At 74.7% G+C, this 15120-nt stretch carries 15 protein-coding genes; 14 read left to right on the top strand and 1 reads right to left on the bottom strand.

Annotation, left to right across the window (positions count from 1 at the left end; genetic code table 11):
* The first annotated feature begins 461 nt into the window (after positions 1-461).
* The 14 genes from AWW66_RS15630 to aroQ all read left to right on the top strand — a co-directional run bounded on the left by AWW66_RS15630 (position 462) and on the right by aroQ (position 14863).
* Positions 462-1778 carry an O-antigen ligase family protein gene (locus AWW66_RS15630; RefSeq protein ID WP_067366308.1) on the top strand — a complete coding sequence of 439 codons (1317 nt, stop codon included), beginning with the start codon at positions 462-464 and terminating at the stop codon, positions 1776-1778.
* A gap of 44 nt (positions 1779-1822) precedes the next feature.
* Positions 1823-3415, top strand: coding sequence for a lipopolysaccharide biosynthesis protein (locus tag AWW66_RS15625; RefSeq protein WP_067366305.1), 1593 nt, complete (start codon positions 1823-1825; stop codon positions 3413-3415).
* A 6-nt stretch (positions 3416-3421) separates the two neighbouring features.
* A complete protein-coding gene (locus AWW66_RS15620) occupies positions 3422-4324 on the top strand; it encodes a sulfotransferase domain-containing protein (protein ID WP_067366269.1) in 903 nt (300 codons plus the stop codon).
* Positions 4321-5571, top strand: a complete 1251-nt coding sequence (locus AWW66_RS15615; protein ID WP_067366265.1) for a hypothetical protein — start codon at positions 4321-4323, stop codon at positions 5569-5571. The genes AWW66_RS15620 and AWW66_RS15615 overlap by 4 nt, the downstream gene beginning before the upstream one ends.
* 207 nt (positions 5572-5778) lie before the next feature.
* On the top strand, positions 5779-6261 hold the full coding sequence (locus tag AWW66_RS15610; protein WP_067366262.1) for a glycosyltransferase family protein: 483 nt from the start codon (positions 5779-5781) through the stop codon (positions 6259-6261).
* Between the two features lie 11 nt (positions 6262-6272).
* Positions 6273-6965 (top strand): glycosyltransferase, encoded by a 693-nt coding sequence (locus AWW66_RS15605; RefSeq protein ID WP_083978520.1) that lies wholly within the window; start codon positions 6273-6275, stop codon positions 6963-6965.
* Positions 6962-7885 (top strand): glycosyltransferase family 2 protein, encoded by a 924-nt coding sequence (locus AWW66_RS15600; RefSeq protein WP_067366259.1) that lies wholly within the window; start codon positions 6962-6964, stop codon positions 7883-7885. Before AWW66_RS15605 ends, AWW66_RS15600 begins: the two co-directional genes overlap by 4 nt.
* Positions 7886-8029: 144 nt before the next feature.
* Positions 8030-8686: a class I SAM-dependent methyltransferase gene (locus tag AWW66_RS15595; protein WP_067366256.1), complete on the top strand. Its 657-nt coding sequence runs from the start codon at positions 8030-8032 to the stop codon at positions 8684-8686.
* Positions 8687-8888: 202 nt separating this feature from the next.
* Positions 8889-9374 carry a hypothetical protein gene (locus tag AWW66_RS34870; protein ID WP_245648330.1) on the top strand — a complete coding sequence of 162 codons (486 nt, stop codon included), beginning with the start codon at positions 8889-8891 and terminating at the stop codon, positions 9372-9374.
* A 106-nt stretch (positions 9375-9480) separates the two neighbouring features.
* Positions 9481-11427, top strand: a complete 1947-nt coding sequence (locus tag AWW66_RS15585; protein ID WP_083978519.1) for a glycerophosphodiester phosphodiesterase family protein — start codon at positions 9481-9483, stop codon at positions 11425-11427.
* A 148-nt stretch (positions 11428-11575) separates the two neighbouring features.
* Entirely contained in the window at positions 11576-12754 is a 1179-nt protein-coding gene (gene aroC / locus AWW66_RS15580; RefSeq protein WP_067366250.1) for a chorismate synthase, read from the top strand.
* Between the two features lie 8 nt (positions 12755-12762).
* Entirely contained in the window at positions 12763-13269 is a 507-nt protein-coding gene (locus AWW66_RS15575) for a shikimate kinase (RefSeq protein ID WP_083978522.1), read from the top strand.
* Positions 13270-13346: 77 nt separating this feature from the next.
* Positions 13347-14426: a 3-dehydroquinate synthase gene (gene aroB / locus AWW66_RS15570; RefSeq protein ID WP_067366243.1), complete on the top strand. Its 1080-nt coding sequence runs from the start codon at positions 13347-13349 to the stop codon at positions 14424-14426.
* A complete protein-coding gene (aroQ, locus tag AWW66_RS15565) occupies positions 14423-14863 on the top strand; it encodes a type II 3-dehydroquinate dehydratase (RefSeq protein ID WP_083978518.1) in 441 nt (146 codons plus the stop codon). Before aroB ends, aroQ begins: the two co-directional genes overlap by 4 nt.
* A 31-nt stretch (positions 14864-14894) precedes the next feature.
* Here aroQ and AWW66_RS15560 read toward each other — a convergent pair whose 3' ends face one another.
* Positions 14895-15098 carry a hypothetical protein gene (locus tag AWW66_RS15560; RefSeq protein ID WP_067366236.1) on the bottom strand — a complete coding sequence of 68 codons (204 nt, stop codon included), beginning with the start codon at positions 15096-15098 and terminating at the stop codon, positions 14895-14897.
* Between the last annotated feature and the right edge of the window lie 22 nt (positions 15099-15120).

Below are 15120 nucleotides of genomic sequence, written 5' to 3'. Positions count from 1 at the left end.
AACCCGACGGGACCGGGCCGGCTCCGGCCCGCCGGCCCGGGTCCACGGTGGCCTCCGCCCGGGTTCCCGTTCCCGACCCGACCGCCTCGCCCCCGTCGTCAGCCTCCACCCCGGCCTCCGCCTCCACCCCGACGCCGGCCCCGGTGTCCGCGCCGGCCCCGGTGTCCGCGCCGGCCCCGGTGTCCGCCGCTGCCTCGGTGCCTGCGTCGGCACCTGCACCGGTGCCTGTGCGGGCGGCGGCATCCGTGCCGGCACCCGCGTCGGCCCCCACCCGGGCCGTGGCGGCGGTGCCGGCGGCCCCCGCCCCGCCGGCACCGGCCCCCGCACCCGTGTCAGCCTCCACACCCGTGCCGGCCCCCGCACCCGTGTCGGCGTCGGCACCCGTGCCGGTGTCCGCGTCGGCGGCGGTACCCGTGTCGGCGGCGGTACCCGTGTCGGCGGCGGTACCGGTGTCGCGGGCCGTGCCGGTGGTGGCGGCGGGATCGCCGGCAGCCACCGGGGCGGGGTCCGCGCCGCCGCGGCTGCCGCTGTGGCCGTTGGCGCTGATGTTCGGTCTGGTGCCGGTCTGGTGGCTGACCGGGGCCTTCTACCTCGGCTGGCCGCTGCTCGGGGCGGTGCTGCTCACCCTGCTGGTCACCCGGGGACGGGTGCCGTTGCCGCCGGGCGCGGGGATCTGGCTGCTCTTCCTCGCCCTGGTGGCGGTGAGCGCCACCCAGTTGCAGAGCGCCGCCTCGGTGCTGACCTTCGCCCTGCGGCTGGCGTTCTACCTGACCGCGCTCGTGGTCGGGTGCTACGTCTACGCCGTCGCCCGGGAACGTGCCGACCAGATCGTGGTGCTCATGCCGCTGGCCGCGTTCTGGCTCGGCCTGGTCGTGCTGGGCTGGCTGGGGGTGCTGGTGCCCCGGTTCGAGATGACCACGCTGGTGGAGTCGCTGCTGCCCGGCGGACTGGCCCGGACGCCGTTCATCCGGGACATGGTCCACCTCAACACCGCCGAGTTCAATCCGCGCTCGCTCACCCCGATCTACCGGCCGGCCGCGCCGTACGCGTACACCAACAACTTCGGCAGCGCGTACGCGATGACCCTGCCCTGCATCGTGGCGCTGACCGCGCTGCTGCGGCGCGGGGTGCTGCGCTGGGTGCTGCTGGTCTCGCTGCCGCTGTCGCTGGCCCCGGCCTTCCTCACCCTGAACCGGGCGATGTTCCTCAGCCTCGGCGTCGGGCTGCTCGTGCTCGGCATCCGGGCCAGCCTGCGCGGCAACCTGCGGGTCGCCGCGTCGATCGTCGGGGTGGCCGTCCTCGGCGCGGTGGCCACCCTGTTCATCCCCGTCTTCGACCTGATCGGCGACCGGGTGGAACGCAGCGACACCAACACCGACCGGCTCTCGCTCTACCAGGAGGTGCTGCGGCGCATCGCGGACTCGCCGTGGCTGGGGTACGGGGCGCCGGTCAACGTGGACACCGTCTCCGCCGACGCGCCGATCGGCACCCAGGGGCAGTTGTGGATGGTGCTGTTCAGCCACGGGGTGCCGGCGCTGCTCTGCTTCCTCGGCTGGTTCGTGGTGGCGTACCTGGTCTGCTCCCGGGCGCTCTCCGCCGCCGGCCAGTGGCTGGCCGTGGTGCCGGTGGTCTGCCTGGTGCAGGTGCCCTTCTACGGCATGGCCAACCAGAACCTGGCGCTGGCGTTCTTCGTGGTCTCCTTCGCGATGGCGCTGACCGAGCGGGAACGCGCCGCCGGTCCCGGCCGGCTGCCGAGCGCCCCGGCGGTGCCCGCGTGACCGCCGTCGAGCCCCGGCCGGACCGCCCGACCGGCCCCACCGCCATCCCGGGCGGGGCTGTCACCGCCATCCCGGGCGACGGCCCCACCGGCGCGTCGGGCGACGGCCCCGTCGACGGCTCCACGGAGGCGCGGCGCAGCGCCCGCAGCGGGGCGGCCGGCCTCGTCGGGGCGGCCACCAGCGGCTTGTTCGGCTTCCTGCTCGCAGTGGTGATCACCCGGGGGTACGGCACGGTCGGCTCGGGCGCCTTCTTCGCGGCGATCGGGGTGGTCACCGTCGCCACCGCGATCTGCACCCTGGGCGCGGAGACCGGGCTGATGTGGGCCCTGCCCCGGCGGCGGATCGGCCGGACCGGGGACGCCGCCCGCCTGCTGCCCGTGGCACTGTTGCCGCCGCTGCTGGTCGCGCTGCTGGTCGCCGGGGTCGGCGTGCTCGCCGCCGGCCCGCTCGCCGGGCGGCTGCTCGACGGCTCCGGTACCGCCGGGACCCCCCTGCTGGTGGCCGCGTTCGTCGCGGTGCCGGTGGTGGTCGCGATGACCCTGCTGCTCGCGGCGCTGCGCTGCGTCCGCCCGATCCGGGCGTACGTGGCGGTGCAGTTCTTCCTGCTGCCCGTCGCCCGGCCGGTGCTGGTCGGGGCGGCGGCGCTGGTCGGCGGCGGGCTGGTGCTCGGCCTGGCCGGGTGGCTGGTGCCGGCGGGCATCGCCCTGTTGGCCTGCCTGGCGCTGGTCGCCGGGCCGGTCGGGCTGGGCCGGGGCGTCGAGGTGCGCCCGCAGCCGGCGGACTGGCGTGCCTTCTGGGGCTTCGCGCTGCCCCGGGCCGCGTCGGCGGCGATCGACGCCGGCAGCATGTGGGTGGGGGTGCTGCTCACCTCGGCCCTGGCCGACCAGGCGCAGGCGGGTGTCTTCGGCGCGGTCGGCCGGTACGTGCTGGCCGGGCAGTTGGCCATGCAGGGGCTGCGGGTGGCCGTCTCGCCGCAACTGTCGCGTCTGCTCGGCCAGGGGGAGCGGGCGGCGGCGGCCACCGTGCACCGGCAGTTGACCACCTGGGGGCTGGTGCTGTCCTGGCCGGTGTACCTGCTGCTGGCCGTCTTCGGGCTGGCCTTTCTCCAGCTCTTCGGGCCGGAGTTCGCGGCCGGCTCGGCGGCGATGACCGTCCTCGCCCTGGCCATGCTGGTCAACACCGGCGTCGGCAACGTGCAGAGCCTGCTGCTGATGGGCGGGCGCAGCGGGCTGCACCTGGCCGCCGCGGTGGCCGGGCTGACCGGCACGGTCACCCTGGGGCTCCTGCTGATTCCTGGGTACGGGGCCACCGGGGCGGCGGTGGCCTGGGGCACCGGCATCGTCACCGAGAACCTCATCGCCGCCGCGTGCGCCCGACGGCTGGTCGGTCACCCGCTGACCGACCGCGCCATGCTGCGGGCGGCGGCGGCCACGGCCGCCGGGGTCGGCGCCGCCGCGGCGGTCGGGGTGCTGGCCGCCGGGCGGGGGATCCCCGGGCTGGCCGTGGCGCTGGGCGTGCTCGCCGTCGGTGCCGTCGCCCTGGTGACGAATCCCCGGGTGCGGCACGGCATCCGGGCCATCCTGGCGCAGATCCGGGGCGGTCGGCCCGCCCCGCCCCAACCCTCGAAGGGCAGGTGAGGCGCGGTGTCCTCGATCCGGGACCGCGTGAAGCAACTCGTACCGACCCAGGTGACCGAACGGGTCCGGGAGAGCCTGGTCGACTACGGCGTGCGGACCAGTGACCGCCGCCCGCTGCCGGATTTCCTGATCATCGGTACGAAGCGCGGCGGGACCACCTCGCTGTGGAACTACCTGATCCAGCACCCGCTGGTGCCGCGCCTCTTCCCGGCCTGGAACACCAAGGCGTCGCACTACTTCGAGGAGCACTGGCGGCGCGGCGAGGCCTGGTACCGCAGCCACTTCCCGACGGTGCGGCAACGGGCCGCCCTGGAGAGCCGGCACGGTGGCCCGGTGCGGGTCGGCGAGGCGGCGCCGCTGTACATGTTCCACCCCCTCGCGGCGCAGCGGGTGGCGGCGTTGATGCCCCAGGTGAAGCTGATCGTGCTGCTGCGCGACCCGGTGGAGCGGGCGTACTCGCACTGGAAGGAGCGCCGCACCCACGACATCGAGCCGTTGGACTTCGCCGCCGCGCTCGCCGCCGAGCCGGAGCGGACGGCGGGGGAGCGGGAACGGCTGATCGCCGAGCCGGAGCACTTCAGCGAGCCGTACGACTGGTACACGTACCGGGCGCGGGGCCGCTACCTGGAACACCTCGAACCGTGGCTGGAGCGGTTCGACCGGTCGCAGTTCCTCTTCCTGCCCAGCGAGGACCTGTACCGCGACGCCCGCGCGACGTACGCCCGCACGCTGGACTTCCTCGGCCTGCCCGGCCACGACCTGCCGAACTTCAAGGTGTACAACGACCGGCGGTCCGCGCCGCTGGACCCGGCGGTCCGGGAGGAGCTGACCGCGTACTACCGGCCGTACAACGCGGCCCTGGCGCGGCGGCTGGGCATGACGTTCGACTGGTCGGACCCGGCGGCGTGACGGCGACGCAGGACCCCCGGGCGCGGACCGACGGGTTGGGCTGGGTCAGCCGGGCCGTCTTCGGCGACCCCCGGATCGGGCTCACCGTCGGCGACGGCGCACCGCCGGGGCACACGGTGGTGGCCCGGTACACCGTCGTGCCGTCGGTCGAGCGGGCCCGGTTCCTGCTGCCCCGGGGCGCGGTCCGGGCCACCGCCGCCGCGCTGCTGGCGTACAACGCCCTGCGCCCGCCGAAGGTCCGCGCGGTGCGGGCCGGGCTGGGCGCGCTGGCCCGGGTCGGGGTGCTCGACGCGGCCCGCTTCCCGACCCTCACCGTCTCCCTGCCCGAGGGCGTCGACCCGGCCGGGGCGCTGCTCGCCGCGCACCTGGCCGACGTGCTCGACGTGCGGCCGGCGTACGCGGCCTGCGGGGTACGCCCACCGGACCCGAACCACAAGCCCACGTTGCAGGTCTTCGCGGCGGACGGCCGACCCCTCGGGTACGCCAAGATCGGCTGGAACGACGCGACCCGCGCGTTGGTGACCGCCGAGTGCGCCGCGCTGCGCGCGCTACCGGCCGTGGCCGGGGTGGGCGAGCACCCGGCCGCCCCCGGGCTGCTCGCCGAGCTGACCTGGGCCGGTCAGGTGATCGCGGTGGTCGACCCGCTGCCGCTGTCCGTGCGGGGCGTCCCGGCCGACGACCCGCCCCGGCTCGGCGCGCTGCTCGCCGTGGCCCGGCGTGGGGGGCCACCGACCGGACCCCGACCCCTGGCCGGCTCCACCTTCCTCGCCCGGCTCGGGGCGGAGGCGGCGCGGGCGGCCGAGGCGGATCCGGCCGGGAACCGGGCCGTCGCGGCGGTGGCGGCGCTGGCCGGACGGCACGGCGGCACCCGGGTCGAGTTCGGACACTGGCACGGCGACTGGGTGCCGTGGAACCTCGGCGTGCACGGCGGTCGGCTGGTCGCCTGGGACTGGGAGCACAGTGGACCGGACGTCCCGGTCGGGTTCGACCTGGCCCACGACGCTTTCCAACGGGCCCTGGTCCTCGACGGCCGGTCGGCGGCCGAGGCGGCGCGAGCGGTCGACGCGCACCTGGCGCGGCACGGGGATCGGCTGGGCCTGTCGGTGGCGGGCCGGGCGCTGGTGGCCGAGGCGTACCTGATCGAGATGTGGCTGCGGACCTGGCGGCTGGCCTCGGCCGGGGCCGGCTGGAACGCGGCGCTGCATCCCGCTCTGCTGGACACCGTCGAGAGACGACATTACGACTGAACTCGGGGTTGCCATCAGGTGGATCCGGTGAGTGGATCGACGAAACCGCAGGTGAGAGCGTTGTCGATCGCCAGCGGCGCAGGTCCGGGCCGGTGCGGTGCCGGTGCCGGGCCCGGCAACGGATTTCTGGCTGGCGGCGACCTGTGGTCTCCTAGCTTCCGATTGTCGCTGCTGACGAGGATTCCGGGCGTGCTTGTGGGGAGTCGCGTGGACACAACCGTCGAGGACCCGGCCGGTCCTCCCGCCCTGCTGCTGGTCGGCTCCAGCGGCGGGCACCTGGCCCAACTGCTGGCGCTGCGGCCGTGGTACGAGCGGTGGCCCCGGTGCTGGGTCACCTTCGACACCCCGGAGGCGGTGTCGCTGCTGGCCGGTGAGGACCTGGTGCCCGCGTACCACCCGACCACCCGCAACATTCCCAACCTGCTGCGCAACGCCTGGCTGGCGGTGCGGGTGCTGCGTCAACGCCGGATCGCCGCGGTGGTCACCACCGGCGCCGGGGTGGCGGTGCCGTTCGTGGTGCTCGCCCGGCTGCGCGGCATCCCGACCGTCTACATCGAGGTGTACGACCGGATCGACACGGCGACGCTCACCGCCCGGCTCTGCCGGCCGTTCCTGTCGGCCATGCTCGTGCAGTGGGAGGAACAGCGCCGGCAGTACCCCGAGGCGACCGTGGTGGGAACGCTGCTGTGACCGGAGATCCGATGTCGTCCGCCCCGGGCGTCCCGCAGGCCACCGCTCCGGCCCGGATCCCCCGGCAACGGCCGCCGCAGGCGGTCGAGTCGACCACCACCAGGCCGACCGGGACCGGCTCCCGGACCCGGCTGCTCGTCGCGGTGGGCACCGACAAGCACCCCTTCGACCGGCTGGTCGGCTGGCTCGAACAGTGGCATCCCGGTGTCGCGCCCCGGGTCGAGCTGACCGTCCAGCACGGGCACACCCGGGCCCCGGCCACGCCGGGGGCGACGCCGTTCCTCGGCCACGCCGACCTGCAGACGACGATGGCCGCCGCCGACCTGGTGATCTGCCACGGCGGCCCGGCGACCATCCTGGAGGCCCGCCGGCACGGGCACCTGCCGATCGTGGTGCCCCGCGATCCGGCGTACGGCGAACACGTCGACAACCACCAGCTGCTCTTCGCCCGCCGGCTCGGCGCGGCCGGCCTGGTGGCGCTCTGTGAGTCCCGCGACGCCCTCGTCGCGGCGCTGGAGGCCGGTCTCGCCGACCCCGGCCGGTTCACCGTGACCACCGACGAGGCCACGGCCGCCGCCCGGCTGGCCGCCGTCGAACGGGTCGGACAGATCGTGGAAGGGCTGGTGGCCGCCGCCCCGCGTCGGCGCAGCCGGCCGTGGTGGCGGCCGAGGAGCCGCGTGACGGACGGAGAGCCGACCCGATGACCCCGCAGTACCCGACGGTCAGCGCCGTGGTGCCCACCCGGGACCGCCCGGAGTTGCTGCGCGCCGCCGTCGCCGCGATCCTCGACCAGGACTACCCGGGCCGGATCGAGGTGGTGGTGGTCCACGACCAGTCCACCCCGGACCGCTCCCTGGAGGAGTTGTCCCGGCCGGGCCGCCGGGTCCGGGTGATCGCCAACGAGCGCGCCGCCGGGCTGGCCGGGGCCCGCAACAGCGGCACCCTGGCCGCCGAGGGCGAGCTGATCGCCTTCTGCGACGACGACGACGAGTGGCTGCCCGGCAAGCTGAGCGCCCAGGTGGCCGCCCTGACCGCCGTGCCGGGCGCGGAGTTCGTGAGCTGCGGCATCCGGGTCAGCTACGACGGCCGGAGCGTGGACCGGGTGCTCGACCGGGAGACGATCACCCTGGCCGAGTTGCTGCGGGACCGGATGACCGAGCTGCACCCGTCGACGTTCGTGATCCGCGCGACGGCGCTGCGCGACGGCTTCGGGCTGGTGGACGAGGAGATCCCCGGCAGCTACGCCGAGGACTACGAGTTCCTGCTGCGCGCCGCGCGCAGTGCCCCGCTGGTCAACCTGACGGTGCCGTACGTGCTGGTCCGGTGGCACAAGCGGTCCTACTTCGCGCAGCGCTGGGACACCATCTCGGCGGCGTTGCAGTGGCTGCTGGAGCGCTACCCCGAGTTCGCCACCCAGCCGGCCGGGCAGGCCCGGGTCACCGGGCAGATCGCCTTCGCGCGGGCGGCCTCCGGGGACCGGCGGGGCGCGGTGCACTGGGCCCGGCGCACGATCCGGGACAACCCCCGCGAGCCCAGGGCCTATCTGGCGCTGGCCGTCGCCGGTCGGGTGGTCCGCGCCGACGCGGTGCTGCGCACGCTCCACAAGCGGGGCCGGGGCATCTGAGGTCGGGTCGTCCTCCGGGTGCGGGTGCGGGTGCGGGTGCGGGTCGACCGTGTCCGGAGGCCGGCCCGCAGCGTGCCGCGTATCACTGATCGACTGTTTTCTGAAGGTGGCGAACGTCAATGCAACATAGCAGTATTCCTTTCCATGGTGTTGCATTCGGTCAGGTTTCGACTCGTCGACTCGCCCACCTCTTTCGGGGCCCGGCGTCGGGCGCGCCGAGCCGCGTGGCTGTCGCGGACATTTCCTGATCTGGCGGACATGGACATTCTCGACCTGGGTGGCCGGGTGGAGAACTGGACCCGGGTGCCGGTCCGCCCGAAGCGGGTGCACGTGGTCAATCTTGAACCGTTGCCGACGGAGCTGCCGGAATGGGCGGAGGCGGATCACGCGGACGCCTGCGAGTTGCCGACCGCAATTCGCGCCCGCCGCTACGACCTGGTTTTCAGCAACAGCGTCCTGGAGCACGTGGGCGGGTACGAGCGCCGCCGGCGGATGGCCGAGGCGGTCCGCGATCTGGCCCCCGCGTACTGGGTGCAAACCCCGTACCGGTACTTTCCCGTGGAGCCGCACTGGGTGGCGCCGGGAATGCAGTTCCTGCCGCTGCCGGCCCGAGTGTTCGTCGCGCGAAAGTGGCCGCTGGCCTACAACCCGGGCAAACCGTACGAGTTGGCGATGAAGCAGGTTCTCAACACCGAGTTGATCGGTCGGGCGGAGATGCGGTACCTCTTTCCCGACGCCGCCATCCGCGGTGAACGGCTGCTGGGGATGACCAAGTCCCTGATCGCGGTCCGGACCGGATGACCACCCGGTAGGCGCGCGGTCCAGCCTCGACGGAAAGCCCGTCCCGACGGGTGGCTGCCGGGCCCGCAATGCCCACTGGCGGGGCCGGCAGCCCCCCACGATCTCATCACCACCGTGACCAGCAGTTGCCCAACTCCGTACCACCCTGCGGTGTCGTGGTTTGTCGCGGCACCCCGGCCGACTCGAGGGCTGAGAAATGTCGATGGATCTTGTCATTCCCCGGGAGGCGGTCGCCTCGCTGCGCGTTCCTGCCGTCTCCCTCACCGACGGCGAGCCAGCCGAGCCCGTGACGGTTCGCCCCTGGCGCTCGTCGCTGGTGCGACGGTCTGCTGCCGTGGCGCTGCCGTTCGGTCGGCAGGCGGCGGAGCGGGTGAGAAAGGCGCAGGCCGTGCAGCGGTTCGACGCGCTGGTTCTCGGTCCGGCAAGCCTGATCACTGTGGTCTGCGGCGCGGTGGCCCATGGCTGGTATTGGTGGAAGCTGGCATTCTCTCCGACCCCGTACGCCTTCTTCTTTGGCTTCTGCGCCCTTCACGCGATCGCACAACTCCTCGACAAGCGCCTCATCCCTCCGCAGTATCCGCGGCAGGGCAAGCGGGGTGATCTGCTCGTCCGCGAGGTTCCGCAGGGGGTTGCCGAACAGTGGATGGCGCTGGACCCTCGGGTGCGATCCCAGTCACCCCGAGACTGACCCTCGACCGTGGAGGCCGGTGGCCACCTGCCGGAAACCTGGTCGGTGTCGACCGTCGCCCTGGTCGACACCGGCCGTTCCGAACCCGCCCCTAGCGTCGGCGGCCATGCTGACTTTTCGCTGCTCCGCCCTGCTGCGGCGGGCCCTGCGGCCGGTGACCGCCCGCCGCGTTGCGGGATCGACCCCGCCCGGCCGACCGTCCCGGATGGTCGCCGTCGGCGCGGCGCTCGCCGTGACCGGTGGGCTGGTCGCCGCCGTCCAGCCCACCACCCCGGCCGCCGCGCAACCCGGTGACGTCGTCGTCGACGAGGACTTCTCCGCCGGTACCCTGCCGGCCGGCTGGCGGGCGGTCGACGGCGAGTGGACGGTGCGCGACGGCCGGCTGCGGGGCACCGCCACCAGCGGCACCAGGAAGATCACCTTCGGCCGGCACCTGACCAGCTTCCGGTTCGAGGCCACCGTGCGGTTCGAGTCGGTGGCCGAGCCGACCCGCTGGACGGCGCTCGGCCTGGACGTGCCCGCCGACGGCTCCACCCCGTGGTGGATCGCCACCATGCGCAGCGGCACCACGGCCGCCAACGGGCTGGAGTTCGCCCAGCTCACCACCGGCAACGCCTGGAACGTCACGAACACCGCCGCCGCCGGGTACGCCGCCGGCACCGGCCGGGACGTACGTGTCGCCATCGAGGTGCACGGCAACCGGGCCCGCTGGTTCCTCGACGGCCGGCAGTTGCTGACCACCAGCAGCCTGGCCCGCTCCGCCGACGGCGGACAGGCGCTGGTCGTCAACGGCGGCACCGTCTCCTTCGACGACGTCCGGGTCACCGAGCTGCCGGACAGCGGGTACCTGCGCCCCGAGGGCGCCCCGATGACCGTGGTCGCGCACCGGGGCGCCTCCTCCGCCGCTCCGGAGAACACCCTGGTCGCCCAGGAGGTCGCCCGCCGGGCCGGCGCCGACTTCGTGGAGAACGACGTGCAGCCCAGCAGCGACGGGGTGCCGTTCGTGCTGCACGACACCACGGTCAACCGGACCACCTCCGGCACCGGCCCGATCCGTGGCCTCACCGCCGCCCAGCTCAAGACCCTCGACGCCGGGTCCTGGTTCGCCCCGCACTTCGCCGGGGCGACGCTGCCGACCCTGGCCGAGCAGCTCGCCGACCTGCGGACCCGGGGCGGCAACCTGCTGCTGGAGATCAAGGGCGCGCACACCCGTGACCAGGTGGCCCGGATCGTGGAGGTGATCCGCGCCGAGCGGATGACCGGCCGGGTCTTCGTGCAGAGCTTCGAGGTCGACGCCCTGCGGTACACCCGGGAACTGGCCCCCGAGCTGCCCACCGGGCTGCTGCGCGGCACCCTGGACGCCGACCCGGTGGCGACCGCCCGCGAGCTGGGGCTGACCGCGTACAACCCGTCCGGTGCGGCGCTGGCCACCCGGCCCGGGATCGTCGCCGACCTGCACGCCGCCGGCATCGCGGTGATGGTGTGGACGATCAACTCCCCGGCCCAGTGGAAGCAGCTCGACGAACTCGGCGTCGACGGCGTCATCACCGACCGCCCGGCCGAGCTGGCCGGCTGGAACGCCGCTGGGCAGCAGGCCGACGAGGGGAACGAGCCGGGGGTCACCGTCAGCATCGCCGCGCCCGCCGACGGGGCGAAGCTGAACCGCGCCCAGCAGCCGGTGCTCACCGTGCCGGCCACCGGCGCCGACACGGTCACCGTCACCCTGGACGGCCGTCCGGTGCCGGTCGGTGAGCCGCTGGACCTGCGGACCCTGGCCGTCGGCCCGCACACCCTGCGCGCCGAGGCCACCGGCCCCACCGGCACGGTCTCCACCGAGAGCACCGTCACCGTGACCGCCACCCAGGCCGGCCTGGGTCACCTGATCCTCACCTCGCGGGCCGAGGAGCAGGCGCTCACCGTGCTGCTCAACCACCTCGTCAAGGGGCGCTACGACGAGCTGTCCCGGTACGCCGACCGGCAGGCCGGCAAGCTCGTCCCGGCGGCCGTCGCCCGGGTGATCGCGGGTGACGCCCGGATCCTCGCCGACCGCTGAACCGCCGCTGGTGCGGGCCGTCCGGCGACGGCCCGCACCACGCGCCGGGGCGGGACCGGGCGGCCCGGCGGCGGGCCGGGCCGTCCGCAGGGCGGGACGCGCCGGGCGGTACGCGGGCGCGGCCACCGGGCGTGACAGACTGACCGCTGTGTTGCGCTGGTTGACTGCAGGTGAATCGCATGGTCCCGCCCTCGTCGCGCTGCTGGAGGGCGTTCCCGCCGGGGTCGAGGTGACCACCGGTGAGATCGGCCGTGAGCTGGCCCGCCGCCGGCTCGGCTACGGCCGGGGCGCGCGGATGTCGTTCGAGCAGGACGAGATCGAGATCATCGGCGGGCTGCGGCACGGCGTGACCCTGGGCAGCCCGGTGGCGATCCGGGTCGGCAACTCCGAGTGGCCCAAGTGGCGCACCGTGATGGCCGCCGACCCGGTGGACCCGGACGAGTTGGCCAGCCAGGCCCGCAACGCCCCGCTCACCCGGCCCCGGCCCGGCCACGCCGACCTCGCCGGGATGCAGAAGTACGGGCACACCGACGCCCGGCCGATCCTGGAGCGGGCCAGCGCGCGGGAGACCGCCGCCCGGGTCGCCGTGGGGACCGTGGCCAAGGCGCTGGTCAGGCAGGCCCTCGGCATCGAGATCGTCTCGCACGTGGTCGAGCTGGGCCCGGTCGCCGCCAAGCCGGGCCTGCGGCCCACCCCGGCCGACGCCGAGCAGATCGACGCCGACCCGCTGCGCTGCCTCGACAGCGAGGCCAGCGCCCGGATGGTCGCCGAGGTCGACGCCGCGAAGAAGGCCGCCGACACCCTCGGCGGCGTGGTCGAGGTCCTCGCGTACGGGGTGCCGCCGGGTCTGGGCAGCCACGTGCAGTGGGACCGCAAGCTGGACGCCCGGCTGGCCACCGCGCTGATGTCGATCCAGGCGATCAAGGGCGTGGAGATCGGCGACGGCTGGCAGCAGGCCCGGTCCCGGGGTTCCGAGGCGCACGACGAGATGGTGCCCACCGCGACCGGGGTACGGCGGGTGACCGACCGGGCCGGCGGTCTGGAGGGCGGCATCACCACCGGCGAGCCGCTGCGGGTGAAGGCGGCGATGAAGCCGATCTCGTCGCTGAACCGGGCCCTGGCCACGGTCGACGTCACCACCGGCGAGCCGGCCACCGCCATCAACCAGCGCTCCGACGTCTGCGCGGTGCCCGCCGCGGCGGTGGTCGCCGAGGCGATGGTGGCCCTGGTGCTGGCCGAGGCGACGGTGGAGAAGTTCGGCGGCGACTCGGTGGCCGAGATCCGCCGCAACCTGGCCGGGTACCTCGACGCCCTGGTCATCCGGTGACCGCTGCCGTGACGAAGCCGCTGGTCGTGTTGGTCGGAGCGCCGGGGTCGGGCAAGACGACGGTGGGCGAGACGCTCGCCGCCGGGCTCGGCGTGGCGTTCCGGGACACCGACGGCGACATCGAGCGGATGGCCGGCAAGCCCATCCCGGAGATCTTTGTCGACGAGGGGGAGGAGCACTTCCGGGCCCTCGAACGGGCGGCGGTGGCGGCGGCGCTGGCCTCGCACGCCGGGGTGCTCGCCCTCGGCGGGGGCGCGGTGCTCGCCGAGGAGAACCGCGCCGCCCTGATCGGGCACACCGTGGTGCACCTGTCGGTGGAGCTGCCCGACGCGGTCCGGCGGGTCGGGCTGGGGGCGGGCCGGCCGTTGCTGGCGATCAACCCCCGGGCCACGCTGAAACACCTGATGGACCAGCGCCGGCCGCTCTACACCGAGGTGGCGACCGCGACCGTGGTCACCGACGGGCGTACCCCCGACGAGATCGCCGACGAGATCGTCACGCTGCTCAAGCGCTGACCGTCGCCGGTACCGCCATCCGGGCACCGCCGGGCGTCGGCCGGCCCGCCGAACCCGGCTCCACTAGGCTGCCCTCGATGGACGAGGAGACCCGGATTTCGGTCGGCGGCGAGCGGCCGTACGACGTACTGGTGGGACGTGACCTGCTCGACGCGCTGCCCGGCCTGCTGCCGGGGGCGGACCGCGTCGCGGTGCTGCACGCGCCCCCGCTGAAGAACCTGGCCGACGCCCTCGGCGAGCGGCTGCGCGCCACCGGGGTCGAACCGCTGCCGATCGAGGTGCCCGACGCCGAGGCGGGCAAGCGGATCGAGGTCGCCACCGACTGCTGGGAACGGCTCGGCGCGGCCGGCTTCACCCGCACCGACGCGGTGGTCGGGGTGGGTGGCGGCGCGGTCACCGACCTGGCCGGGTTCGTCGCGGCCTGCTGGCTGCGCGGGGTGCGCTGGGTGCCGGTGGCGACCTCGCTGCTGGGCATGGTCGACGCGGCCGTGGGCGGCAAGACCGGCATCAACACGGCGGCCGGCAAGAACCTCGTCGGCGCGTTCCACCCACCGGTCGGGGTGCTGGCCGACCTGGCCACCCTCGACAGCCTGCCCGCCGCCGACCTGGCCGCCGGGCAGGCCGAGGTGATCAAGTGCGGGTTCATCGCCGACCCGGTCATCCTCGACCTGGTGGAGCGGGACCCGGCGGCGGCGACCGACCCGACCGCGCCGGTGACCCGGGAGCTGATCGAGCGGGCGATCCGGGTGAAGGCCGACGTGGTCTCCGGTGACCTGCGCGAGTCCGGGGTACGGGAGGTGCTCAACTACGGCCACACCCTGGCGCACGCCATCGAGAAGGTCGAGGGCTACCGGTGGCGGCACGGGCACGCGGTCGCCGTCGGCCTGGTGTACGCGGGCACCCTGGCCCGGCTCGCCGGCCGGCTGGACGAGGCGACCGCCGAGCGGCACCGCAGCGCCGTGGCGGCGCTCGGCCTGCCCACCAGCTACCCCGCCGACGCCTGGCCGCAGTTGCTGGCCACCATGCGGGTCGACAAGAAGGCGCGCGGCAACCGGCTGCGGTTCGTGGTGCTGGACGGGCTGGCCCGCCCGGCGATCCTGGAGGGCCCGGACGACGACCTGCTGCACGCCGCCTACCGCCAGGTGGCCCGGTCGTGAGCGCGCGGAGGGTGTACGTGTTCAACGGCCCCAACCTGGGCCGGCTGGGCACCCGCCAGGTCGACGTGTACGGGGTGACCAGCTACGCCGACCTGGTGGAGCTGTGCGAGTCCACCGGCCGGGAGGTGGGGCTGGACGTCACCGTCCGGCAGACCGACGCCGAGCACGAGCTGCTGGGCTGGCTGCACGCCGCCGCCGACGAGGGCGCGGCGGTGGTGCTCAACCCGGCCGCCTGGTCGCACTACTCGTACGCGGTCCGGGACGCCTGCGCGATGCTGCGGGGGCCCCTGGTCGAGGTGCACATCTCCAACATCCACGCCCGGGAGGAGTTCCGGCACCACTCGGTGGTGTCGGCGGTCGCCACCGGGGTGATCTGCGGTCTGGGCGTCGACGGGTACCGGCTCGCCCTGCGGCACCTGGCCACCCTGGCCGGCTGAACGCTGCGGCGGTGCGCCCGGCCGGCACCGGTCACTCGCCGACGCGCAGGGCGGACGCCGGGGGTTCCATCCAGTCGGCCAGCCGGCGCAGGGCCCCGGCCGCCCGGTGTCGGGCCTGCGGAATCCGGGGCCCCGGCCCCGGCGGCTCGGGACGGGTCGGCGCGTCCGGGCGCGCGGACTCGACGTGCCGGCGGACGGCGCCCAGGGCGAGATGGGCGGCGGCGGGATGCTCCATGTCCCCTCCTGGTGGTCGGTGC

The organism is Micromonospora rosaria (assembly GCF_001567585.1).
Classification (GTDB): Bacteria; Actinomycetota; Actinomycetes; order Mycobacteriales; family Micromonosporaceae; genus Micromonospora; species Micromonospora rosaria.
This window is presented reverse-complemented; position numbering and strand designations above follow the sequence as displayed.

Bases quoted from the DNA above. Each gene is read 5' to 3' on its own strand.
- AWW66_RS15560 (WP_067366236.1), bottom strand. From the start codon at position 15,098: ATGGAGCATCCCGCCGCCGCCCATCTCGCCCTGGGCGCCGTCCGCCGG.
- AWW66_RS15585 (WP_083978519.1), top strand. From the start codon at position 9,481: ATGCTGACTTTTCGCTGCTCCGCCCTGCTGCGGCGGGCCCTGCGGCCG.
- AWW66_RS15595 (WP_067366256.1), top strand. From the start codon at position 8,030: ATGGTGTTGCATTCGGTCAGGTTTCGACTCGTCGACTCGCCCACCTCT.
- aroB (WP_067366243.1), top strand. From the start codon at position 13,347: ATGGACGAGGAGACCCGGATTTCGGTCGGCGGCGAGCGGCCGTACGAC.
- AWW66_RS15600 (WP_067366259.1), top strand. From the start codon at position 6,962: ATGACCCCGCAGTACCCGACGGTCAGCGCCGTGGTGCCCACCCGGGAC.
- AWW66_RS34870 (WP_245648330.1), top strand. From the start codon at position 8,889: ATGGATCTTGTCATTCCCCGGGAGGCGGTCGCCTCGCTGCGCGTTCCT.
- AWW66_RS15605 (WP_083978520.1), top strand. From the start codon at position 6,273: ATGTCGTCCGCCCCGGGCGTCCCGCAGGCCACCGCTCCGGCCCGGATC.